The sequence below is a fragment of the uncultured Methylophaga sp. genome, from assembly GCF_947259025.1.
Lineage (GTDB): Bacteria > Pseudomonadota > Gammaproteobacteria > Nitrosococcales > Methylophagaceae > Methylophaga.
This window is the reverse complement of record NZ_CAMYKO010000006.1, coordinates 190,758-213,612: the sequence shown is the minus strand read 5'-3', so window position 1 is coordinate 213,612 and position 22,855 is coordinate 190,758. Positions and strand designations below refer to the sequence as shown.

26 protein-coding genes are annotated in these 22,855 nt (G+C 53.0%); 16 read left to right on the top strand and 10 right to left on the bottom strand.

Translation table 11 applies throughout. From position 1 onward, the window contains the following. Positions 1 to 62: 62 nt before the first annotated feature. On the bottom strand, positions 63 to 998 hold the full coding sequence (gene ribF, locus Q0X64_RS11050; RefSeq protein WP_297812812.1) for a bifunctional riboflavin kinase/FAD synthetase: 936 nt from the start codon (positions 996 to 998) through the stop codon (positions 63 to 65). Positions 999 to 1,129: 131 nt separating this feature from the next. On the opposite strand from ribF, the gene Q0X64_RS11045 reads away from it, so the two are divergent. The 5 genes from Q0X64_RS11045 to folE2 are packed head-to-tail and all read left to right on the top strand — an operon-like array spanning position 1,130 to position 5,346. Next, positions 1,130 to 1,375 carry an exodeoxyribonuclease VII small subunit gene (locus Q0X64_RS11045; protein ID WP_297812807.1) on the top strand — a complete coding sequence of 82 codons (246 nt, stop codon included), beginning with the start codon at positions 1,130 to 1,132 and terminating at the stop codon, positions 1,373 to 1,375. Between the two features lie 26 nt (positions 1,376 to 1,401). Continuing rightward, a complete protein-coding gene (ispA, locus tag Q0X64_RS11040; protein WP_297813283.1) occupies positions 1,402 to 2,268 on the top strand; it encodes a (2E,6E)-farnesyl diphosphate synthase in 867 nt (288 codons plus the stop codon). A gap of 12 nt (positions 2,269 to 2,280) precedes the next feature. Next, positions 2,281 to 4,107, top strand: coding sequence for a 1-deoxy-D-xylulose-5-phosphate synthase (dxs, locus tag Q0X64_RS11035; RefSeq protein ID WP_297812805.1), 1,827 nt, complete (start codon positions 2,281 to 2,283; stop codon positions 4,105 to 4,107). Between the two features lie 44 nt (positions 4,108 to 4,151). Beyond that, positions 4,152 to 4,532: a 6-carboxytetrahydropterin synthase QueD gene (queD, locus tag Q0X64_RS11030; protein WP_297812802.1), complete on the top strand. Its 381-nt coding sequence runs from the start codon at positions 4,152 to 4,154 to the stop codon at positions 4,530 to 4,532. 4 nt (positions 4,533 to 4,536) lie between these two features. Next, complete coding sequence (folE2, locus tag Q0X64_RS11025) at positions 4,537 to 5,346, top strand: GTP cyclohydrolase FolE2 (protein ID WP_297812799.1); 810 nt, start codon at positions 4,537 to 4,539, stop codon at positions 5,344 to 5,346. A 46-nt stretch (positions 5,347 to 5,392) separates the two neighbouring features. Here folE2 and Q0X64_RS11020 read toward each other — a convergent pair whose 3' ends face one another. Continuing rightward, on the bottom strand, positions 5,393 to 6,049 hold the full coding sequence (locus Q0X64_RS11020; protein ID WP_297812796.1) for a retropepsin-like aspartic protease: 657 nt from the start codon (positions 6,047 to 6,049) through the stop codon (positions 5,393 to 5,395). Between the two features lie 20 nt (positions 6,050 to 6,069). On the opposite strand from Q0X64_RS11020, the gene mobA reads away from it, so the two are divergent. Genes mobA through ttcA form a run of 3 tightly spaced genes read left to right on the top strand, consistent with a single transcriptional unit; the run spans position 6,070 to position 9,310 of the window. Further along, positions 6,070 to 7,185: a molybdenum cofactor guanylyltransferase MobA gene (gene mobA / locus Q0X64_RS11015; RefSeq protein ID WP_297812792.1), complete on the top strand. Its 1,116-nt coding sequence runs from the start codon at positions 6,070 to 6,072 to the stop codon at positions 7,183 to 7,185. A 2-nt stretch (positions 7,186 to 7,187) separates the two neighbouring features. After that, positions 7,188 to 8,447: a bifunctional molybdopterin-guanine dinucleotide biosynthesis adaptor protein MobB/molybdopterin molybdotransferase MoeA gene (locus tag Q0X64_RS11010; RefSeq protein ID WP_297812789.1), complete on the top strand. Its 1,260-nt coding sequence runs from the start codon at positions 7,188 to 7,190 to the stop codon at positions 8,445 to 8,447. Beyond that, on the top strand, positions 8,444 to 9,310 hold the full coding sequence (gene ttcA, locus Q0X64_RS11005) for a tRNA 2-thiocytidine(32) synthetase TtcA (protein WP_297812786.1): 867 nt from the start codon (positions 8,444 to 8,446) through the stop codon (positions 9,308 to 9,310). The genes Q0X64_RS11010 and ttcA overlap by 4 nt, the downstream gene beginning before the upstream one ends. Before the next feature lie 262 nt (positions 9,311 to 9,572). On the opposite strand, the gene Q0X64_RS11000 is transcribed toward ttcA, so the two are convergent. Together Q0X64_RS11000 and Q0X64_RS10995 are read right to left on the bottom strand one after the other, a co-directional pair. Beyond that, positions 9,573 to 9,965 carry a VOC family protein gene (locus Q0X64_RS11000; protein ID WP_297812784.1) on the bottom strand — a complete coding sequence of 131 codons (393 nt, stop codon included), beginning with the start codon at positions 9,963 to 9,965 and terminating at the stop codon, positions 9,573 to 9,575. 95 nt (positions 9,966 to 10,060) lie between these two features. After that, positions 10,061 to 10,945, bottom strand: a complete 885-nt coding sequence (locus Q0X64_RS10995) for a DMT family transporter (protein WP_297812781.1) — start codon at positions 10,943 to 10,945, stop codon at positions 10,061 to 10,063. Positions 10,946 to 11,016: 71 nt separating this feature from the next. On the opposite strand from Q0X64_RS10995, the gene dapC reads away from it, so the two are divergent. From dapC to Q0X64_RS10960, 7 genes are all read left to right on the top strand, one after another. Then, the gene (gene dapC / locus Q0X64_RS10990; RefSeq protein ID WP_297812779.1) at positions 11,017 to 12,213 is read left to right on the top strand and encodes a succinyldiaminopimelate transaminase; all 1,197 of its coding nucleotides are present in this window, start codon (positions 11,017 to 11,019) and stop codon (positions 12,211 to 12,213) included. A 16-nt stretch (positions 12,214 to 12,229) separates the two neighbouring features. After that, complete coding sequence (gene dapD, locus Q0X64_RS10985; protein ID WP_297812776.1) at positions 12,230 to 13,051, top strand: 2,3,4,5-tetrahydropyridine-2,6-dicarboxylate N-succinyltransferase; 822 nt, start codon at positions 12,230 to 12,232, stop codon at positions 13,049 to 13,051. 132 nt (positions 13,052 to 13,183) lie between these two features. Beyond that, positions 13,184 to 13,528, top strand: coding sequence for an ArsC family reductase (locus Q0X64_RS10980; protein ID WP_297812773.1), 345 nt, complete (start codon positions 13,184 to 13,186; stop codon positions 13,526 to 13,528). After that, positions 13,528 to 14,658, top strand: a complete 1,131-nt coding sequence (dapE, locus tag Q0X64_RS10975) for a succinyl-diaminopimelate desuccinylase (protein WP_297812770.1) — start codon at positions 13,528 to 13,530, stop codon at positions 14,656 to 14,658. The genes Q0X64_RS10980 and dapE overlap by 1 nt, the downstream gene beginning before the upstream one ends. A 6-nt stretch (positions 14,659 to 14,664) precedes the next feature. Next, positions 14,665 to 14,955: a hypothetical protein gene (locus tag Q0X64_RS10970; protein WP_297812767.1), complete on the top strand. Its 291-nt coding sequence runs from the start codon at positions 14,665 to 14,667 to the stop codon at positions 14,953 to 14,955. Positions 14,956 to 15,136: 181 nt separating this feature from the next. Then, on the top strand, positions 15,137 to 17,293 hold the full coding sequence (locus Q0X64_RS10965) for a TonB-dependent receptor (RefSeq protein ID WP_297812764.1): 2,157 nt from the start codon (positions 15,137 to 15,139) through the stop codon (positions 17,291 to 17,293). A 100-nt stretch (positions 17,294 to 17,393) separates the two neighbouring features. Beyond that, a complete protein-coding gene (locus Q0X64_RS10960) occupies positions 17,394 to 17,735 on the top strand; it encodes a hypothetical protein (protein ID WP_297812761.1) in 342 nt (113 codons plus the stop codon). 45 nt (positions 17,736 to 17,780) lie between these two features. Here Q0X64_RS10960 and Q0X64_RS10955 read toward each other — a convergent pair whose 3' ends face one another. The 4 genes from Q0X64_RS10955 to Q0X64_RS10940 form a co-directional block, all read right to left on the bottom strand. Beyond that, positions 17,781 to 18,542, bottom strand: a complete 762-nt coding sequence (locus Q0X64_RS10955) for an SDR family NAD(P)-dependent oxidoreductase (protein ID WP_297812758.1) — start codon at positions 18,540 to 18,542, stop codon at positions 17,781 to 17,783. 100 nt (positions 18,543 to 18,642) lie between these two features. Then, complete coding sequence (gene purU, locus Q0X64_RS10950; RefSeq protein WP_297812754.1) at positions 18,643 to 19,500, bottom strand: formyltetrahydrofolate deformylase; 858 nt, start codon at positions 19,498 to 19,500, stop codon at positions 18,643 to 18,645. Positions 19,501 to 19,569: 69 nt separating this feature from the next. Further along, positions 19,570 to 19,920, bottom strand: coding sequence for a nucleotide pyrophosphohydrolase (locus tag Q0X64_RS10945; RefSeq protein ID WP_297812751.1), 351 nt, complete (start codon positions 19,918 to 19,920; stop codon positions 19,570 to 19,572). Next, positions 19,913 to 20,677 (bottom strand): alpha/beta fold hydrolase, encoded by a 765-nt coding sequence (locus tag Q0X64_RS10940; protein ID WP_297812748.1) that lies wholly within the window; start codon positions 20,675 to 20,677, stop codon positions 19,913 to 19,915. The genes Q0X64_RS10945 and Q0X64_RS10940 overlap by 8 nt, the downstream gene beginning before the upstream one ends. Before the next feature lie 54 nt (positions 20,678 to 20,731). Here Q0X64_RS10940 and Q0X64_RS10935 point away from each other — a divergent pair, with 54 nt between their 5' ends. Further along, positions 20,732 to 20,905, top strand: a complete 174-nt coding sequence (locus Q0X64_RS10935) for a hypothetical protein (protein WP_297812745.1) — start codon at positions 20,732 to 20,734, stop codon at positions 20,903 to 20,905. 71 nt (positions 20,906 to 20,976) lie between these two features. On the opposite strand, the gene fabB is transcribed toward Q0X64_RS10935, so the two are convergent. Together fabB and fabA are read right to left on the bottom strand one after the other, a co-directional pair. Further along, on the bottom strand, positions 20,977 to 22,194 hold the full coding sequence (gene fabB / locus Q0X64_RS10930) for a beta-ketoacyl-ACP synthase I (protein ID WP_297812742.1): 1,218 nt from the start codon (positions 22,192 to 22,194) through the stop codon (positions 20,977 to 20,979). 9 nt (positions 22,195 to 22,203) lie between these two features. Next, positions 22,204 to 22,719 carry a 3-hydroxyacyl-[acyl-carrier-protein] dehydratase FabA gene (gene fabA / locus Q0X64_RS10925; RefSeq protein ID WP_297812739.1) on the bottom strand — a complete coding sequence of 172 codons (516 nt, stop codon included), beginning with the start codon at positions 22,717 to 22,719 and terminating at the stop codon, positions 22,204 to 22,206. Positions 22,720 to 22,855: the final 136 nt, after the last annotated feature.

Here is a 22,855-nt window from a genome sequence, read left to right as displayed (position 1 = left end):
TCCGGGGGCCAGGCCTAGGGCCTGCTTATCTTTCATCGCCACCACTGCTGGGGCGATGAAAGCTAGAACACCTCTGCAAAAAAGGTTCTGGCCTGGTCACAGTCCTTTTCAATCTGCGCCATCAGTCCTTCCAGACCCTCGAACCGCTGCTCATCACGGATCTTGTGCAGAAAATGTACCTGCACATGTTCGCCATAAATATCGCGGTTGAAATCAAACAGGTGCACTTCCAGCAAGGCCTTGTCTCCGCCTATCGTCGGTCGGATACCGATATTGGCAACACCGTTAACCGGCTCTTCATTGAGGCCAAATAACTGCACCGCAAACACGCCATTGAGTGGCGTCTTTTGCCGGTGCAGGTGAATATTCGCTGTAGGAAACCCCATCTCGCGACCACGCTTGTCACCATGGGCCACCCGGCCACTCATCCGGTAAGGCCGTCCCAGCAGGCGTTCTGCAGTTTCCAGATCACCGACGCGCAGAGCATCGCGGATCCGGGTACTACTCACCCGCTCGTGGTCGATAGCAAAAGTATGCATATTGACCACCTGGAAACCATGGTCGTGGCCCGCTTGCTGGAGCATCGCAAAATCGCCCTGACGATGGCGACCAAAACGAAAGTCGTCGCCCACCACCAGGTAGCGGACATCAAGCCCGTCCACCAGCAATTGCTGAATAAAGTCTTCAGCGCTCATCCGCGCCAAGGCATCGTTAAAACGCAACACGCACAGTTGCTGAATGGAATAGGCCCGCAAAGCCTCAACTTTTTCACGGAAACGGGTCAGCCGCGCCGGCGCTTTTTCGGGGACAAAAAACTCGAAAGGCTGCGGTTCGAAGGTAATGATAACGGCCGGCAGCCCCAGCATATCGCCTTTCATCGCCAGTTGTGTGAGCACCGCCTGATGGCCGAGATGAACACCATCAAAATTACCAATAGTGGCAACGCAACCCTGGGGTGACTCTGGCAGATTATGTAAACCGCGGATAATTTTAGGCATGGCTCGCTTGCAAACCGACAATCAAGCCCAACAGACTAACCAGAAATAAAAAAACATTCCAGCGGGCAAGGCCGTCAGGATTCCCTTATAATAGAAGGTTACATCGGTTTAGATTTAATTCAGAGGCCCGCATGGCGTCGAAGCAAAAAAAGCTGGATTACGAAGCAGCTGTCAAGGAGCTGGAAGCGCTGGTAGAACGCCTGGAACAAGGTGATATCAGCCTGGAAGAATCTTTAAAACTCTACGAGCGCGGCGTGTTGCTGACCCGCGACTGCCAGGAGTCACTGAAAGCGGCAGAGCAGAAAGTACAGATGCTGTTACAACAATCCGGCCAGAACACAATGGTCGATTTTGATTCTGAATCCGATCCATCGTGAATCCCAAATTCCCGCTTGAAGACTGGATGCAGGCGCACCAGGCACAGATAGAAATTGTGCTGGATAAACAGCTAAGCGCTGGCGAACAAATCAGTTCAACACGCCTGCTGGAAGCGATGCGCTACGCCACGCTGGGTGGTGGTAAACGACTGCGTGCCCTGCTGGTCTATGCTACCGGTCAGGCACTCAACGCCAAGAACCAGAACATGGATGCCGCTGCGGCCGCGGTGGAAATGATTCATGCCTATTCGCTGGTGCACGACGATATGCCGGTGATGGACGATGATGATTTGCGTCGCGGCCGTCCTACCTGTCACAAGGCTTTTGATGAGGCAACAGCGTTACTGGTCGGCGATGCGTTGCAGTCACTGGCATTTGAAACCCTGTGTCAGTCGGCATTAAACCCGGCGCAACAAGTGGCGATGGTGAATAAGCTGGCTCAGTCTGCCGGCGTTTTCGGCATGGCCGGCGGCCAGGCGATTGATCTGGAATCGGTGGGACAAAAACTCGATCTCAACGCCCTGCAAGCGATGCATAAGCTCAAAACCGGCGCTTTAATCCGTGCCAGTGTGGTGCTGGGCGCTTTGTCTGCTGGCGACTGTGACCAACAAACCCTGGCGCGGCTGGAACGTTATGCTGACTGTATTGGTCTGGCTTTCCAGGTGCAGGATGATGTGCTGGATGTGATTGCTGATACCGAGACGCTGGGCAAAACTCAGGGTGCCGATATTGCGCTCAACAAACCCACTTACCCGGCACTGCTGGGGCTGGAAAAAGCCCAGCAAAAAGCCGTGGCGCTGATTGAAAAAGCCCTCGGTCAACTGGCAGAGTTACCTTTTGACACCGAAGCTTTGGCCGCGTTGGCCCAGTTCGTGGTGAAACGCTCCCATTAATAGATTGATTTGATGGATAATTTACTCGCTCACATAAACAGCCCGGACGATTTACGTCAGCTGGACAAAAAGCAGTTGCCGCAACTGGCCGAAGAACTGCGTACCCTGATTATCGACAGTGTGCAGCAAACCGGCGGTCATATTTCCTCCAATCTGGGCGTTATCGAACTGACGCTGGCGCTGCATTACGTCTATGACACTCCCGAAGATCGGTTGGTCTGGGATGTGGGTCATCAAAGCTATGTACACAAAATCCTGACCGGACGCCGGGACCGTATGGACACCATGCGCCAGCCCGGCGGGCTCTCAGGCTTCCCCAAACGCTGTGAGAGTGAATACGATACCTTTGGTGTGGGCCACTCCAGCACCTCGATCAGTGCTGCCCTGGGGATGGCGATTGCTGCTCAGGCCAATGATGATCCACGCCACAGTGTCGCCATTATCGGTGATGGTGCCCTCACTGCCGGCCAGGCCTTTGAAGCCCTCGCCCATGCCGGCGATCTGGATGCCAACCTGCTGGTGATCCTGAACGATAATGAGATGTCGATCTCGCGTAACGTCGGCGGCATGGCCAATTACCTGGCTAAACTCCTGTCCGGTAATTTTTATGCCTCAGCGCGTGAAGGCAGTAAAAGAGTGCTGGAAAAAATCCCTTCGGCCTGGGAAATTGCCCGCCGTGCCGAAGAGCATGTTAAAGGCATGATGATCCCCGGCACCCTGTTCGAGGAAATGGGCTTTAACTACATCGGCCCGATTGACGGCCATGATATCGATACTCTGATCGCCACGCTCGGTAACCTCAAGCAGCGTAAAGGCCCACAATTCCTGCATGTGGTGACCAAAAAAGGCAAAGGCTTTGAACCCGCTGAGCAGCAACCCTGCAAATATCACGGTGTCAGTCCTGCCAGTAACAGCAAGTCTGGCGGCCCCAGTTACACCCAGGTGTTTGGCCGCTGGCTTTGCGATATGGCCAAACAGGATGCCGATTTAATCGGCATTACCCCGGCCATGTGTGAAGGCTCGGGCCTGAACCGTTTTGCTGAGGATTACCCGGATCGCTATTTTGATGTGGGCATTGCCGAGCAGCATTCAGTGACCCTGGCCGCCGGGCTGGCCTGTGAAGGCAAAAAACCGGTGGTAGCGATTTATTCCACCTTCCTGCAGCGTGCCTACGATCAATTGATTCACGATGTGGCGCTGCAGAATCTGCCTGTGTTGTTTGCCATCGACCGCGCTGGTCTGGTCGGGGCTGACGGGCCCACCCATGCCGGCAGCTTTGATCTGAGCTACCTGCGCTGTATTCCTAACATGGTGGTGATGACACCGGCCGATGAAAATGAATGCCGGCAGATGCTAACCACGGGCTTTCATCATAACGGCCCCAGCGCAGTGCGTTATCCGCGTGGCGGCGGTGTCGGTCGAGAGATAGACCCTGCTTTGAATACCCTGGAAATCGGCAAAGCCGAACTACGCAGACAGGGCGAGAAGGTCGCCATTCTGGCTTTCGGCAGCATGGTGGCAGAAGCGGAAAAGGCGGCCGAGCAACTGAACGCCACCGTGGTCAATATGCGCTTCGTCAAACCCCTCGATACCGCCATGGTGCAGCAACTGGCCGATAACCATGATTTGCTGCTGACCATCGAAGAAAATGCCCTGATGGGTGGGGCCGGCAGCGCGGTCAGTGAATATTTGCGGGATATCAACCACGCTGTACCTGTCCAACATATGGGATTACCTGACAAATTCATTGATCACGGCGTGCACAAGCAAATGTTGGCGGACTGCGGACTCGATGCGACAGGAATTATCGATATGATTAATCGATTCTTTTCGGCATAATGTCCTGTTAACCCGATGAATTCCTGAGTATAATAGTCAACATTATGAGCGCAATTTATACCCTTAAGATCCTGGCTGATTTTGCTTCGGCGCATACCCTGAGAGATTACCCGGGCGACTGCAGCCGCATGCATGGCCATAACTGGAAGCTGGAGGTTGAAGTCACTGCCACCGCGCTGAACGAGCACGGTATGGGAATGGACTTCAAGACCATGAAAACCGCGACCCGAGAACTGGCCAAGACCCTGGATCACCGGTATCTGAATGACATCCCGCCATTCGATACCATCAACCCGACGGCTGAAAACATCGCCCAGTATTTCTATCGCAAGCTGAGCGACACGCTGAATAACGATACAGCCAGGATTTCAGGTGTCACCCTCTGGGAAACAGACCGCGCCTGTGTGAAATATAGCGAGGAATAACTGAATGAGCACAACTCAAGCCAGCACCAAACACGACGAGATTGAAGACGTCCAGAATATCGCCGACAAACGCAAAATTGCAATTGATAAAGTCGGTATCAAGGATATCAAACACCCGGTTAAGGTCAGCGACCGCAATGCCGGTGAACAACATACGATTGCCAATTTCAATATGTACGTGAATCTGCCGCACCACTTTAAAGGTACGCACATGTCACGTTTCGTTGAAATTCTGAACCAACATGAACGCGAAATCACGGTTAAATCATTCCGCGAAATGCTGGGTGAAATGACCGAGCGCCTGGATGCTGAGTCTGGTTACATCGAGATGAACTTCCCCTACTTCGTCAATAAGGAAGCGCCTATCTCCAAGGTTCGCAGCCTGATGGATTACGACGTTAGCTTTATCGGTGAAATCAAAGGCGAAGACACCGCGATGACAGTCAAGGTTATCGTGCCGGTCACCAGCCTGTGCCCGTGCTCCAAGAACATTTCGGACTACGGCGCGCACAACCAGCGTTCACATGTGACTTTGACTGTTCGTGTCGACAGCTTTGTCTGGATTGAAGATCTGATCGATTTGGTAGAAAAACAGGCTTCCTGTGAAATCTACGGTCTGCTCAAACGTCCTGACGAGAAATATGTGACCGAGCGCGCCTACGATAATCCGAAATTCGTGGAAGACATGGTGCGTGATATCGCGGCCAAACTGAACGAAGACGAACGCATCAGCGCCTACATCGTCGAATCAGAAAACTTCGAGTCGATCCACAATCACTCGGCCTATGCGCTTATCAGCAAAGGCTTCGACTGATATTAAATTGCACTGAAAAGCCCGGCCGAGCCGGGCTTTTTTGTATCTAGAACTTTTGTTTCAGATCGAGGCGCTCGCCATTGCGCTGCATATCCAACTGGCCCAGAAACGACATGCCTAAAAGCGCAGTGGATGGCTCAGACCCATCAAGCACCACTGCGGCGACATTATAGAGTTTGATCTCATCGAGCTGAACCACGTCCAGCGTGATCCGGTAACCGACTTCCTGACCCGAGGCAGTCCGAATACCCACCCGCTCACCGCGGTAAAACTCCAGCCCCAGTCTCCTGGCTGTAGCCGCATTGAACGCGATTGCCGAGGCACCGGTATCGACCAGGAAATCAACGCTGTAACCGTTAACGGTACCCGGTGTCAGATACATACCGTTGGTCGGCCACAAACTCACGCTGGGTTGGGCAGCTGCCGCCGAAAACTCACTGCTGATGCGGTTTCCCAATGGAAATGTCTGTTGTCGGCCGTTAAACTCAAGCACTGCCTCGTTACTGTTAGCCGCAATTAGGGTGATGCCCTCATCAGTGGACTGACCAATTTTCAGCAGGTGCTGCTGGCCATTGACTTCAAGCACCGCCTGGCCTGAAAACAGACCGACAACCTGTATATCCAGCTTGTCCGCCAACGCCAGGCTACTGAATAACAGTATAATGAGCGCACTGAAACCGTATTGAACCCTTTTATTTTTCATAGATAAGCAAACCTGTTGATATGCGAGCTCAACCCTACCCGACTGTAGCTGGTGTCATCCTGGCCGGCGGCCGAGCCCGGCGCATGGGCGGTGATGATAAAGGTCTTATTCATTATCAGGGCCGTGCCATGATCCGTCATGCCGTTGCGGCCATGCTGCCTCAGGTAGACAGCCTCATTATTAACGCTAATCGAAATATTGACCAGTACCAGCAACTGGGATATCCGGTCATTGCCGACTCAATCGAAGGCTTTCAGGGGCCGCTGGCCGGCATGTTGACGGCCATGGAAAATACCGATGCTGATTATATTCTGACCGCCCCCTGTGATTGTCCGCAGATTTCAGCACTATTGCGCCGCCGCATGATGGAAACCCTGCTGCACAGTCAGAGCGAGCTGGCCGTGGCTAAAGACGAGCAACGTTTGCAACCAGTCTTCAGCCTGATTCCCACCCGCCTGAAAGCCGATTTACGCGCTTTTCTCGAACAGGGTGAGCGCAAGATTGATCGTTGGCTGAGCCAATACAAAATGGCAGAAGTAGATTTTTCCGACCAGCCGCAGACCTTCATTAATTTCAACCACCCGGAAGACTGGCAACAAGCCGCTGAGCTCAGAAGTCCGCAGCCGATGCTCGGCTTTTCAGCCTTCAGCGGCACCGGCAAGACCACATTGCTGACCCGCCTGTTGCCTGAACTCAAACGTCGCGGCCTGCAGATTGCGGTAGTCAAACACGCGCATCACAATTTTGATATCGATAAACCCGGCAAGGATAGTTATGAAATCCGTGAGGCCGGTGCCCAGCAGATGCTGATTGCCTCATCACGGATGATGGCGCTGATGGAGAAAAACTCTGACATTGACAGCGAGCCGCGGCTGAATCAGCTTTTACCCAGACTCGACTGCAGTAAACTCGATCTCATCCTGGTGGAAGGTTTCAAGCACGAAGCCATACCCAAAATCGAATTACACCGGCCCAGTCTTGGAAAACCCTTACTTTTCAGGGATGATCCGCACATTATAGCTATCGCCAGTGATGCCGAGATTCAGGACAAAGGCGATTTGCTCTGCCTGGATCTCAACGATGTCCATGCGATAGCCGACTTTATTGAACAATTTATTTCTTCATGGACCGCCTGATTATGGCCGAATTTATCCCCGATCCCAGTTGTGCCGATCCGCAGGATCAGCAAAGTCTCAGTGTAGACCAGGCGCGTGCCCAGATTGAGCAACTGCTGAAACCAGTCAGCAGTTGGCAGAAACTGGCCCTGCGTGAAGCGCTGGGTCAGGTGCTGCACGCGCCCATCATCTCGCCTTTGCAGGTGCCACCGCACAACAACTCCGCCATGGATGGTTATGCCATTCACGGCAAAGCCATTCAAGAGCAGCCTTTCACGCTGAAAATGGTGGGTACGGCCTATGCCGGCCAACCCTTTAATGGCAAGGTTGGCGTGAATGAATGTGTGCGTATTATGACCGGCGCCATGGTGCCAGAAGAATGCGACACCGTAGTCATGCAGGAACAGGTCGAGGCAGAAGGTGACAGCATCACCGTGCATGGCCAGCAAAACCCGGGGCAGAACGTACGTATGGCCGGTGAGGACATCCAGCAGGGTGATAGCGTATTGCCAGCCGGACATCGTATTACACCGGCTGATATGGGCCTGATTGCCTCGCTGGGCATCGGAGAAATCAGGGTGAAACGCCGGCTGCGGGTGGCCTTTTTCTCGACAGGTGATGAACTGCGTTCCATCGGCGAGCCGCTGAAAGCCGGTCAGATTTATGACAGCAATCGTTATACGCTGTACGGCATGCTCAAACGTCTGGATGCCGACGTGCTGGATATGGGTGTGGTGCCCGATGAAAGAGTGGCCCTGAAACAGGCACTGCGGCAGGCTGCCGAGGAAGCGGATGTGGTCATTACCTCCGGCGGCGTGTCAGTGGGTGATGCTGATTACGTCAAGGAAATCCTGGCCGAACTGGGTCAGGTCAATTTCTGGAAAATCGCCATGAAACCGGGCCGGCCTCTGGCTTTCGGTCAGGTGAACAATGCCCTGTTCTTCGGCCTGCCGGGCAATCCGGTATCGGTGATGGTGACCTTCTACCAGTTTGTGCAACCGGCACTGAAAAAAATGGCCGGTGAAAACGATCACCCACTGCCATTGATGCAGGTTGAAACCGCCAGCAAGATCCGCAAGCGTCCGGGACGTTTCGAATTTCAGCGCGGTATCCTGTTTGAAGATGACAAGGGTCAGCTTAAGGTGCAAACCACCGGGCAGCAGGGCTCGGGGATTTTGCGCTCAATGAGCGTGGCCAACTGCTTTATATTAATTGATGAACACTGCAACGGTATCGAAGCTGGCACTATCGTTACCGTTCAACCTTTTGCAGGTCTGGTATGACAGAACACACTCTAGCCAAACAACAACGCGAATTTAACAAGCTGCGTAAACGTCTGCGCCGTAACGTCGGTCAGGCTATTGCGGATTACAACATGATTGAAGATGGCGATAAGGTCATGGTCTGCCTGTCCGGTGGCAAGGATAGTTACACCATGCTCGACATTCTGCTCAATCTGCGCGATCACGCGCCGATTAATTTCGAGCTGATCGCGGTCAACCTGGATCAGAAACAGCCGGGCTTTCCCGAGCATGTCTTGCCCGAGTATCTGTCTTCTATCGATGTGCCCTATCACATCATCGAAAAAGACACCTACAGCATCGTTAAGGAAGTCGTCCCCGAAGGCAAAACCACTTGCGGTATCTGCTCACGGCTGCGCCGAGGCTCACTTTACGGCTATGCCCGTGAAAACGGCATTACCAAAATAGCGCTGGGCCATCACCGTGACGATATTATCGAAACGCTGTTTCTGAATATGTTCTACGGCAGTAAAATCAAGGCGATGCCGCCCAAGCTGCTCAGTGATGATAAAAGCAATATAGTGATCCGGCCGCTGGCTTATGCCCGCGAGGCCGATATTGCCGAGTATGCCGAGGCTATGCAGTTCCCGATTATCCCTTGCAACCTCTGTGGTTCGCAGGAAAATCTGCAACGCCAGAAAATCAAAGAAATGCTGCAGACCTGGGAGCGGGAAACACCGGGTAGACTGGAAAATATCTTCCGCAGTATTCAGAATGTGGCGCCATCACAACTGGCCGACAGCGACCTGTTTAACTTTGCCGATCTGGAACAGCAGCGGCAGGCACCGTCGGAAGCCGATAATCCGATGCTCGACGATCTGCAGCAGCCGGTACTGGCCCGCTAAAAGGTATTTGCAAGCAAAGTTATCACCAGTTAGCGACGATGTTACAAACTGATGATAACTATCGCCGCTAAGTTATTGAATCTCGCAGAAACAGTGATAAGTCTTTGTTTCTTAATGGTAATTTTCTAATGGTGAGAATTTAACCATCAGCGGGCAGGCTGTTACAGAATAATGACTTAGCGTTGTCCACAGCAGTTAACCACAGAGTTATCCACAGAAAATGTGAGTAACTCTGTAAGTCACTGATCAATACACTAACTGTTTATTTTGTCAGCGGTGGCGGGGTGAAATCCTCGGCAAACTCCAGCGCATTGCCATCCGGATCGCGGCAGAAAAAAGCGGCCCGGCCTGATTTACTGCGTGAAAATTCAATCCCGGCCTGTTCCAGTCTTTCAGCCAGGGCTTCCAGATCTTCTACGACCAGCGCGACATGACGATCACGACCACCGTGAGCGGGACGACCTTGGTTGGAATCCGGGTTGGGCAACTGCATCAGGTGAATCATCTGATCATCGCCAATATCCAGCCAGGCACCGTCAAAGGCAAAGTCGGGCCGATTGGGATTGAGCGGCATTTGCAGCACATCGCAATAGAATTTCAGTGAGCGGGGAACGTCCTCAACCAGAAAACTGGCGTGTGCAATGGATTTAATCATGCTAAAAACCTGTGTAGTACAGCAAAAAACACCACGGCGAAGCGCCGCAGAACCAACACTCACTATTTTAACGCGCCCGGCTGCTTACCCCAAGTTCAGACACCTTTGCCCAGTCTGGCCATGCCGTAAGCGGCGACAAAGATAAGGGCACCACCAGCCCATTCCATCGAAGTCATGCGCTCATCAGTCAATATCCAGGCAGACACCGCAGCGACCAGCAGTTCAAACAGCATTAAAATCGCAGCGCGGAACACCGCCAGCCGGGCCAAACCATAAAGCACGGTCACGGTCATCGCAATAAAACAAAGCCCACCAAATACACCGACCAGTAACCACAGATTCAGGGAAACCTCTGGCAGCGTTGACTGCTGCAATAGCAATACTGCCAGCGCCACCATCACCACGCCCCAGTAAACCACGGTGGTTTTGATTTCCATCGGCACCGCAGCCAGCTTTCGACTTAATACGTTATTCACCGAAAACATAAAACTGGCAAACAGGGCCAGCCAGTCAGCCAGCCCATGCGGCCAGGGAAAACCGACTTCCGGATGCCAGAGCATCATGAAGGTGCCTGACATGGCGATCAGGATCAACAGCATTGATAACGGGGAAATCTTCTCGCCCAGCCACCAGTGGCCCAGTAACACCGACCACAAAGGTGACAGGTAAAACAGCAACATCACCCGCACCACTTCACCTTCGATCAGGGCTACCAGGAATGACAGGTTGGTCAGCCCCGCCGCCAGTGCCAGCGCCCACAATGTCGGCGGCCAGATACCTTGAATGCGCTGACGCATCCACCAGAGTTGCACACTGGCAACCACCGCCGCGGCAAGATAAGCCGCCAGCGTGGTCCAGACCACCGGCATGCCCGCCTGTTCCAACAGTCGCATTGGATACCAGATCAGGCCCCACATGGCTGCTGAGAACAAAATGGCGCTGACCGCGAGGGAGTATTCTTTGTTATTCGTCATCATCATGGGCAGACCTTATAACACGAGCGGCGTGCAAAACGTTATAATGGCCTGATTTTTCATTCATCCTGGTAACTATGAATCCGGAACTGGCAAAACTTCACCCTTATCCCTTTGAAAAGCTGGCACAGCTCAAGCAGGGCTGTCAGCCACCTGAGGATTTGCCGCATATTGCCCTGTCGATTGGTGAACCCAAACACCCGACTCCAGGCTTTATCACCGAAGCGGTGATTACCCATCTGCACGGCTTGTCGAGTTATCCGACCACAGCCGGTACTAATGAACTGCGTCATGCGATTGCGACCTGGCTGGATCAGCGCTTCAAACTGGACGGCCATATCAATGCCATGACCCAGGTATTACCGGTCAACGGCACCCGCGAAGCCCTGTTTGCTTTTGCACAGGCGGTCATCGATCGCAACAGCGATCCCGCCGTGCTGATGCCCAATCCCTTCTATCAAATCTATGAAGGGGCAGCGATCCTGGCCGGTGCTGAGCCGATTTATCTGAACTGCCATGCGGACAAGGATTTTATTCCTGACTTCGATGCTGTCAGCGAAGCGACCTGGCAGCGTTGCCAGTTGATTTATCTCTGCAGCCCGGGCAACCCGACCGGCGCAGTGATTGATCAGCAGACCTTAACCAAGCTGATCGAACTGGCCCACCAATACGATTTCGTGATTGCGGCTGATGAGTGCTACTCGGAAATCTATCAGGATGAAGACCAGCCACCAGTCGGTCTGCTTGAAGCTGCTCATGCTGCCGGTTACACCGACTTGAGCCGCTGCATGGTGTTCCACAGTCTGTCCAAGCGCTCCAATGCGCCGGGCCTGCGCAGTGGTTTCGTGGCTGGCGATGCCGGCATTATCAAACAATTCCTGCGCTACCGGACCTATCACGGCTGTTCGATGCCACCGGCAACCCAGGCTGCCTCTATCAGCGCCTGGAGTGATGAAGCCCATGTCACCCATAACCGCGATTTGTACCGGGAAAAATTCAAAGCGGTGCTGGAGATCCTGTCACCGGTCATGAATGTCACGATGCCCGAAGCCAGCTTTTACTTGTGGGCACAAACGCCGATTGCTGACACCGAATTTGCCAGACAGCTGTTTGAACAACAGAATGTGACGGTTTTACCGGGCAGTTACCTGGGCCGGGATACGGCAGAAGGCAACCCTGGCGCCAACCGGGTGCGTATGGCCCTGGTGGCACCGCTGGATGAATGTATTGAAGCTGCGAAGCGCATTCGCAGCCTGATTGAAAATTTAAAATAAGTTTATGGAGAACCTGATGAGCGATATTAAAGCTATTATCGAAGAAGCCTTTGAGCGCCGCGCCGATATCAATCCGGCCAACGCTGACAGCGAAGTCCGCAACGCGGTCAACGAAGCGCTGGCGATGCTGGACGATGGCAGCGCCCGTGTTGCCGAGAAACAAGGTGGTGACTGGGTGGTCAACCAGTGGCTGAAAAAAGCCGTGCTGCTGTCTTTCCGTCTTAACGACAACCACCCGATGGCCGGTGGCGAAACCCAGTACTTCGATAAAGTTGAGCCCAAGTTCGCTGACTTCACTGAAGCCGATTTTGCCAAAGCCGGCGTTCGTGTTGTGCCGCCTGCAGCCGTACGTCGCGGTTCTCACATCGCACCAGGCGTCGTGCTGATGCCCTCATACGTTAACATCGGTGCCTTTGTTGATTCCGGCACCATGGTGGACACCTGGGCCACTGTCGGTAGCTGCGCGCAAATCGGTAAAAATGTTCACCTGTCAGGCGGCGTGGGTATCGGCGGCGTTCTGGAACCGCTGCAAGCCGGCCCTACCATTATTGAAGACAACTGCTTTATCGGCGCCCGCTCTGAAATCGTAGAAGGCGTGGTGGTCGAAGAAGGTTCGGTTATTTCAATGGGCGTTTACATTGGTCAAAGCACCAAGATCTTCAACCGCATGACCGGTGAAGTCACATATGGCCGTGTTCCTGCCGGTTCGGTAGTCGTTTCTGGTAATCTGCCATCCAAAGACGGCAGCTACAGCCTCTACTGCGCGGTGATCGTCAAACAGGTTGATGAGAAAACCCGCGGTAAAGTGGGCATCAACGAACTGCTGCGCGATATTTAATATTGCATCCACAGATTTCGTCGATGATCGCGGAAGAGCCTATGAGTTATCTGCGAACATCGGCGGCATCTGCGGACAGTTATTCTCTCCTTACCTGAGGTCATCTGGCCTGAGATAAACAGGAAACAAGCCATGATTGTTTTTGGCATTAAAAACTGCGACACGGTCAAAAAAGCCCGCCGCTGGCTGGACGCTCATGAGGTCGATTACCAATTCCATGATTTGCGCCAGGATGGTCTGGACAAAAAGACCATTGAACAGTGGTTGCAGTCGGTGGATTGGGAAACCCTGCTGAATAAACGCGGTACCACCTGGCGCAAGCTGGAAGACCCGCGCAAAGATTCGCTCGACCAGGCCACTGCGGTGGACTTAATGCTGGAACACCCGACCCTGATCAAACGGCCAGTTGTTGAAACAGACAAGGCTTGTTTTGTGGGGTTTAAAGACACTGAATTTGCAGAAAAACTGGGGCTTTAATGTCGGACACGATTGACCTGACACAAGAACTGATACGCCGCGACAGCGTGACACCCGATGATAAGGACTGTCAGATCATGCTCTCGGATCGTTTGGCACCACTGGGTTTTAAAGCCGAGCATATGTGCTTTGACGAGGTTGATAACCTGTGGCTGCGCCGCGGCAACAAGGGGCCGGTGATTGCCTTTGCCGGTCATACCGATGTTGTGCCCACCGGTCCTGAAGATCAATGGTCCTACCCGCCTTTCGAAGCCAGAATCGTTGATGGCATGATCTACGGCCGCGGCGCTGCCGATATGAAAGGCAGTATTGCCGCCATGGTCACGGCCTGTGAGCGTTTCGTCGCTAAGCACCCCGAGCATGAAGGTAGCATTGCCTTTTTAATCACCAGTGATGAGGAAGGCCCGGCTGTTAACGGTACCGTAAAAGTGATTGAGACCCTGCAGAGCCGGGGTGAGAACATTGACTGGTGTCTGGTCGGTGAACCGTCCAGCACTGATAAAGTCGGCGATATCGTTAAAAACGGCCGCCGCGGCTCGCTGAATGGCACGCTGACAGTCAAGGGCAAACAGGGTCATATTGCCTATCCGCACCTGGCGGAAAACCCGGTTCATCTGCTGGCACCGGCTTTGACGGAGCTGACTGAGATTGAATGGGATCAGGGTAATGAAGACTTTCCGCCCACCAGCTTCCAGGTCTCCAACCTCAATTCAGGCACCGGCGCGACCAATGTTATTCCCGGCACCACCGAGATGGTATTCAACTTCCGTTATTCCACTGAAGTCACCCATGAGGCGTTACAAAGCCGGGTGGAAGCGGTGCTGGATAAGCATGGACTTAACTATGATCTGCAATGGTCGCTGTCGGGCAGACCGTTCCGCACCGCCAGTGGTGAGTTGCTGGAAGCCGTGCAGACAGCCATTCATGAGGTCACCGGCTACAACACCACACTGTCGACCTCGGGTGGCACATCAGATGGCCGTTTTATTGCGCCCACCGGCACCCAGGTGATTGAACTGGGGCCGCTTAATGCCACCATTCATCAGATTAATGAATGCGTTTCTGTTGCCGATCTTGACAGCTTGTCTGAAATTTATGAGACTCTGCTGTCCCAACTCCTGGTCAAGTAATCACCCGTGTTCAACATCCCTCTCAAACGACAATGGTTTTATGCACTGGCAGCAATCGTGTTGCTGTTGCAGTCGTTTGCTGTCTGGCATGATGCCGAACACGCCTTCCACGCCGCCGAAGCACAGTGTGAACGCCTCAATGCGATCAATCACCTGCCAGCGGTGGATATTCTCCCGGAACTGGCTATCAGCCTGCAAAGCGAGTACAGCGTTGACCAAACGCCGCTCTATACCTTTGCTTTGCCTGTACTGCCGCGCGAGCAACACGCGATTCGCGCCCCCCCTGTTCTTTCCTGAACCTTTCAATCCATTTTTATATAAAAGATCGCCGGTGCTCGTTTACATCGGCGATGTGTCTGCTGTTTTACAAGCCGCTGCAGCCTGTATCAGCCGTCTTTGTAGGCTGACTTAATGTCAGCGATGGCATGTTGACCGCCCGGCCTGCAAAACAGACAGACATATCAGTTGAGGAAAGAACATGTTTCAGAAAAAACAAACTGTGCTGTTGGTCAGTGCCTTATTGTCAGCATTACCCACCAGTGCTTTATTCGCCGCCGAAAATGCTTCAGATTCGGTCGAAATCCCCAGTCTCACCGTCACAGCCGACCCATTGGGCGCACGCAGTCCCGATGAATTGATCTTCCCGGTCAGCGTGCTGGCTGATCAAAAACTGGATCAAAAACGTGCCGGTACCCTGGGTGAAACCCTGGATGGTCTGCCCGGTGTCGCCAACTCTGACTTTGGTCCGGGCGTGGGTCGTCCCGTTGTCCGTGGTCTGCAGGGTTCACGCGTCCAGGTATTGGAAGATGGCCTGAAAACGGCTGACGTATCCGGTGAGGGCAGTGACCATACTGTCGCTATTGATCCATCCCGTGCCGATCAGATTGAAGTCTTCCGTGGCCCGGCAACCCTGCTCTATGGTAGTGGTGCTGCCGGTGGTGTGATCAATGTTAAAAGTGGCCGTTTCAACCCTGAATTCGGTGACGCGCCGCGAGTCCATGGCCAGCTGGGTTATGGCTATAACGGTGATGAGCGTCAGGGTAATATCGGCCTGGAATTACCGGTCAGTGATAATTTTGTGCTGCGCACCGACTACGGTCTGAGACGCAGCCATGACTTTGATATAGATGGTTTCCAGCAACGCGGTCAGACCGTGGGTGACAAGGATACGCTGCAAAACAGTAACACCGATGTTGACTCTTTCTCAGTGACCGGTTTATTTAAGGGTGACTGGGGCCATGCCGGTCTGGGCTACAGCCGCTGGCGCACCAATTACGGCATTCCTGAAGTCTTTCTGGCTGAAGGTGAAGAAGAACAGGAACGCATCCGTGCCGACTTCGATCGCGTTGATTTCCGTAGTGAGTTCAATGATCCCCTGCCCGGCTTTCGCACTGCTCGTCTGAAGCTGTCTCATACCAACTTCAGCCAGCAGGAAGTGGGTTACGCTTTCCACGATGGTGAACTTGAAGAAAGCGAAGTCGAACTCGAATTCGATAATGATGAAACCGATGCCCGTCTGGAGCTGGTTCATAACCCGATTGGTTTGTGGCAAGGGGTTGTGGGCCTGCAGTTTAATGATCGTGACTTTTCCGCCGTTGGCGAGGGACACGGACATGGCGGTCATGGTCATGGCGGCCACGATCACGGTGCTGAAGGATTTTATGTCCGTGATAATGACACCCGCTCTTTGGGCCTGTTTGTGCTGGAAGAACGTCTGACTGACTTCGGTCGTCTGGAGTTTGCCGCGCGTGTTGATCATGTCCGTTCCGATCCCAGCACTTTAGCTGAAGAACGCCATATTGATCTGCCAAGCGGTGATGAACTGCATCAGGAAGCCGATCTCGGCGATCGCAGCTTCACCCCGTTCAGCTTGTCTGCCGGCTCCATTATTGACTTGGATGACAAGCATCACCTGCGTCTGGCGATCACCCGTTCAGAGCGTGCGCCTTCGCCGGAACAGCTTTATGCCTTTGGCAGCCATGCGGCTTCAGGTACGGTAGAAATCGGTGATTCCAGTCTGGATGAAGAGACTTATACCAACCTGGAAATCGGCCTGGATCGCCATAGTGGGGCTTTCCGCTTTGATGCCACGCTGTTCTATAACCATGTGCAGGACTTTATCTATCTGGCTTCAGTCGATGATGGTACGGGCAGCCCGGTGATGATTGAAGGTGACACACTGGTGTTTAACCGTCAGGATGATGCCCGTTTCTACGGTGCCGAGCTGACTGCAGCCTGGGATGTGATTGAAGGCCAGGTGCCATTAACACTGCGCGTCTCCGGTGATTACGTGCGGGCCAAACTTGATGATGGCGGTAATCTGCCACGCATCAGCCCGGCACGTGTGGGCTTTGGTTTTGATACCGGCTACCGCGACTTCAGCCTGAGCATGGATTACCGTCATGTGTTCAAGCAAAGCAAAACCGCCGAGTTTGAAAATGACACCAGCGGCTTTAACCTGGTCTCACTGGACGCCAGCTGGCAGCCAGCCAGTCTTAAAGGCGGGGCTTTCTACATTCAGGGCCGTAACCTGCTTAATGAAGACGGTCGCCGTCACCAGAGCTTCCTCAAAGATGAAGCACCAATTATCGGCCGTGCCGTCATTGCCGGTGTGCGTTTTGACTTTGGTGGTTAATAAGCTGTCGACAGGGGCTGGGATTGGCCAGCCCCTGTCAGTTACATCCACACAAAAATTTGCTAGATTAAGGGCTGGTCTCATTCAAGGATAGGAACTCATGTCGGATAACGCGCAGAATAGTCAGAACACGGCCAAGATCGTATACCTGTTGTTTCTGGCCAATATCATCATTCAGTTTCTGGGTATCATTGGCGTGGTCGTGGCTTATGTCCACAAAAGCGATGCACCGGCCTGGTTACAAAGTCATTACCAGTACCAGATCCGTACCTTCTGGATTGGCCTGCTTTACATCGTGGTCGGGGCGTTCCTGACGACCGCCTTTATCGGCTGGTTCATTCTGTTTTTCTGGGTGGTCTGGGTTGTGATTCGCTGCGTCAAAGGTATGAAATACCTGGATCAGCAACAGGCACCGCCTAATCCCGGCACCTGGATGTTTTGAATAGCATCAAGAAGATTAAAAAAACCGCGCCAAGGCGCGGTTTTTTTATTCGCGGTGAAAAGCCATCGGACCGTTGGCTTCCTGAGTGGGCATTAATTCCAGTGTGGTGACATTCACATGCGGCGGTGTATTGACTAGCCACCAGACAGTATCGGCGACATCACCGGCAGTCAGCGCAATCGTGCCTTGATAAACCTTATCGGCACGGCTTTGATCATCCTTGAAGCGCACCATGGAAAACTCGGTTTCTGCATTGCCCGGCTCAATATTACTCACCCGCACATTGGTGCCCAGCAAATCAGCACGCACGGCCAGAGAAAACTGGCGGACAAAGGCTTTGCTGCCGCAATAGACATTGCCACCGGGATAAGGCCAGTTACCCGCCACCGAGCCAATATTGATGATATAACCGGCCTTGCGCTCGACCATGCGTGGCAACACAGTGCGGGTACAGTACAACAGGCCTTTGATATTGGTATCAACCATCTTTTCCCAGTCATCGAGGCTGGTCTGATGCGCCGGTTCCAGTCCTAAAGCCAGACCAGCATTATTCAGCAATACATCAATCTGACTGAAACTTTCTGGCAGATCCACAAAGGCCTGTTCCACGGCCTGCCGGTCACTGATATCGAAACAGCAGGTGTGGACTTTTTCAGCACCGCCCAATTCCTGTTGTAGCTGCTCGAGTCGCTGCTGACGGCGACCAGTGATAATCAGGCGCCAGCCTTTGTCGGCAAACAAACGGGCGCTGGCTTCACCAAAGCCCGATGTAGCACCAGTAATCATAATAACAGGAGGTACGCTCATTGTTGCTCCTCTACAGCTGATAATTCAGCTTGTTCTTAGATTTATTTTTCTGTGAAATCAGCAAGATCTGCGGATAGAAAACCCAGCGCTGATACTTTGATCACGCGCCTTCCGAAAAAACGATAGTACGGCGACCGCTCATAATGATGCGGTGCTCAATATGCGCCCGCACTGCCCGGGTCAGCACCCGTCTCTCGATATCCTTGCCGATCATCACCAGATCATCGGGGCTGTTATCGTGCATGACCCGCTCAACATCCTGTTCTATAATCGGGCCTTCGTCCAGTTCAGCAGTCGCGTAATGGGCCGTCGCGCCAATGATTTTAACGCCGCGTTCATAAGCCTGATGATAGGGTTTGGCGCCCTGGAAAGCCGGTAAAAATCCGTGGTGAATATTAATCACCCGCCCGGAAAATTCTTCAATAAACGGCTCTGACAGAATCTGCATGTAGCGGGCCATCACCACCAGATCAATATCGAATTCGGCCAGCAGCTTTTTGATGGCGGCCTCCTGCTCGGCCTTGGTGTCTTTGGTGATAGGCAGATGATAAAAAGGCTTGTCGAACTGCGTTGCCATATATTCCAGATCAGCGTGATTGCCGATAATCAGCGGGATATCACACTTGAGCTCGCCTTCCAGTTCGCGCAGCAGCAGGTCATAGGCACAGTGGGAAGCACGGGTGACCATCAGCGCGACACGATAAGGCTTATCGCTGTAGCGCACTGACCAGGTCAGGTTCATGTTCTCAGCAAAGGCGTTGAACTGCTGCTCCAGTTGCTGGTGCGGTAATTGCCCCTCGTCTTCCAGCCGGATCCGCATAAAATACTGGCCGTTCTCGACATCAGTGTATTGCTGGCAATGCAGAATATTGAACTCACGCTCAGCAAAAAAGCCGGTAATACCCGCCACCAGTCCTTTACGGTCGGGGCATTGAATCAGGAAAACAATTGCACTCATGGGTTTTTGTCCTTCAGGGCGGAGCGGCCCGCCTGGCTAAATGCCAAATCCTAGCATTGTGGCTGTGAATTATGAATATTCGTTGTATTTATCGGCGCGGCCCCTGACCCGCTCCTTGGGGTACTTGGCGGCATTTTTCGCCATTTTGCTTTTCACCACCTGGTTCAAGTCGATACCCAGATCGTGGCAAAGGTAGCTGAGGTAAACCGCAACATCGGCAATTTCATCTTCCAGATGTTCACGTTTATCAGAATCCAGCATTTGCCTGACTTCATCGGGCTGACGCCACTGAAACCACTCCAGCAGTTCCGCCGCTTCAATCGACAGGGAAATCGCAATATCCTTGGGATTATGGAACTGTTCCCAGTCACGCTCACGGCGAAATGCAATCAGTTCTTCCAGTAACCTCGGCTCAATCATTGCGTAAAAACTCCTCGACGACTTGTTTAAAGCGCTGCGGCTTTTCAGCATGTACCCAGTGGCCGGCTTTATCAATGGCGCTGAACGCGGCGGCAGTGAAATGCTGCTGTATCAGTTGCCGGTCATCCTCGGTGACATACTCAGACAAGGCGCCGTAAACAAACAGGCTGGGCATGCTGAGAATCTGCTGCTCGCAGACCGGCGCCATCAAGTTGCGGTAGTTCGCCTTAAGCCCCGGCAGGTTGATGCGCCAGTAGAGTCCAGCATCGCTGCTTTGCAGGTTCATCAGCAGAAACTGGCGTACACCCGGGTCTTTAATATCATGAGCCAAAGCCTCGTCAACTTGTTTGCGGCTGTTGTACTGGTCTAAATCCAGCGCCATCATCGCATCCATTAAAGGCGTGTGTTCGCTGAAATACTGCCGCGGTGAAATATCGACCACCACCAGTTTATCGAGCCACTGTGGCTGCAAGGCAGCGAACTGCATCGCGACTTTACCGCCCAGCGAATGTCCCAGAACATGGACTTTATTCAGAGACAACTCCCGGCACAGGCTTTCGATATCCTGTGCCATCAGCATAAAATCCTGCTCATCACTATGGGGTGAACGGCCATGATTCCTGAGATCAACACTGATCACCCGGTAAAACCGGGCAAAATATTTCGCCATGCTGCGCCAGTTATCTGCCGAGCCAAACAGACCGTGAATAATCAGCAGCGGCCGGCCTTCGCCGCTTTCTTGGTAGTGTAATTTCATAGTTCTAGAAATGAAACGTTATAATGTCTGATTACATTTAACCTGGAGTAAATCGTGGAAGACGAAGCCATTCTGGTGATGCTGGTGAAGCAATACGCGGACAAGTTCGGCATTACTTTCAGTTCTCATTACCTTGATGACCCCGACAAGAAAAAACAGCTTATCAGCCTGATACAGGAAGCTATCGCAGGCAAACGTGGTCCGGTCACTGACGACGATCTGCAATAATCAAAAAAGCCAGCCGACGTATTACCGTGCGGCTGGCTTTTCAAACTGCTGATAAGGCATCTCAGCGCTTATCAGCCATCCAGCTTTTCAAACACCAGACAGGCATTGGTGCCACCAAAACCGAAGCTGTTGGACATCACTGTGGTAAGGCCGGGATTGTCAATACGCTGCTGCACAATCGGCATGCCTTCCGCTTCCGGATCCAGGTTTTCAATATTGGCCGATGCTGCCAGAAAATCATTCTCCAGCATCAGCAGACTGTAAATTGCTTCCTGAACACCCGCAGCGCCCAGAGAATGGCCTGACAGCGACTTGGTTGAGCCTACATGGGGGATAGCATCACCGAAGGTGTTTTTAATGGCACCCAGCTCGGCCAGGTCGCCTACCGGCGTCGAAGTACCGTGAGCATTGATATATTGCACTTCGCCACGGCTGGTCGACATCGCCAATTGCATGCAACGTTCGGCGCCTTCACCCGATGGCGCCACCATATCGTGGCCATCCGAGGTCGCACCATAGCCGGTCAGTTCAGCATAAATCTTGGCGCCACGGGCTTTGGCATGTTCGTACTCTTCCAGCACGATAACACCGCCGCCACCGGCAATCACAAAGCCGTCTCGAGCGGCATCATAGGCGCGTGAGGCTTTTTCCGGCGTGTCATTATATTTGGTCGACAAAGCGCCCATCGCATCGAACAGTGAACTCATCGACCAATGTTCTTCTTCACCACCACCGGCGAAGACGATGTCTTGTTTACCTAACTGGATTTGTTCCATCGCGGTACCGATACAATGGGCACTGGTAGCGCAGGCAGAGGACATGGAGTAGTTCACGCCCTTGATCTTAAATGGCGTCGCCAGACAGGCTGAGGTGGTACTGCCCATCACCTGTGTCACCCGGTAGGGACCAATACGCTTGAGGCCTTTATTACGCAGGATATCAGCTGCTTCTACCTGATTGGCAGAAGAAGCGCCGCCTGAGCCCATAATCAGACCAGTGCGAACGTTGGAGACTTGTTCATCAGTGAGATTGGCATCTTCAATCGCCTGCTGCATGGAAATATAACTGTAAGCAGCGGCATCTCCCATGAAGCGCAGCGTTTTGCGATCAATGTATTCTTTGAAGTCGATATCAATGGTACCGGCAACATGGCTGCGAAAGCCCATATCGGCATAATCCTGCTTGAAACGGATACCGGAGCGCCCCTGTCGCAGTGATTCTGTCACTGCTGCCACATCAAGCCCCAGACAGGAGGTAATACCCAAACCTGTAACAACAACACGTCTCATCGATAAATCCTAAAAATCGTCGGTAGAGGTAAACAGGCCAACCCGTAAATCTTTGGCCACGTAGATTTCGCGCCCGTCGACAGATACCGTGCCGTCGGCAATGGCCAGCACCAGTTTACGTGCGATCACGCGCTTGAGGTCGATGCGGTAAGTGACCTTTTTTGCCGTCGGCAGCACCTGTCCGGTGAACTTGACTTCACCCGAACCCAAAGCACGGCCCCGGCCCGGATTGCCGTCCCAGGCGAGGAAGAAGCCAACCAGCTGCCACATGGCATCCAGACCGAGACAGCCCGGCATCACTGGATCGCCGGGGAAATGGCAATCGAAAAACCACAGATCTGGATGAATATCCAGCTCCGCAATAATTTCCCCTTTGCCATAGGCACCACCGGTGTTAGCGATATGAGTAATGCGATCCATCATTAACATATTGGGAACAGGTAACTGGGCATTGCCGGGACCGAACATCTCTCCATGTCCACACTGCAATAATTCTTCGTAGCTAAATGATGACTGATTACTCATGAACTCTCTTTAATATCCCGCTAATTGGGCTCCGTATGATAGCACGAACGTTTGCAAACCAGAAAAACTGGCTACCTGAATTTTGTTGTCTCACTTACAAAAAAGCCACGGCATTTCAGCCGTGGCTTTTGCTACC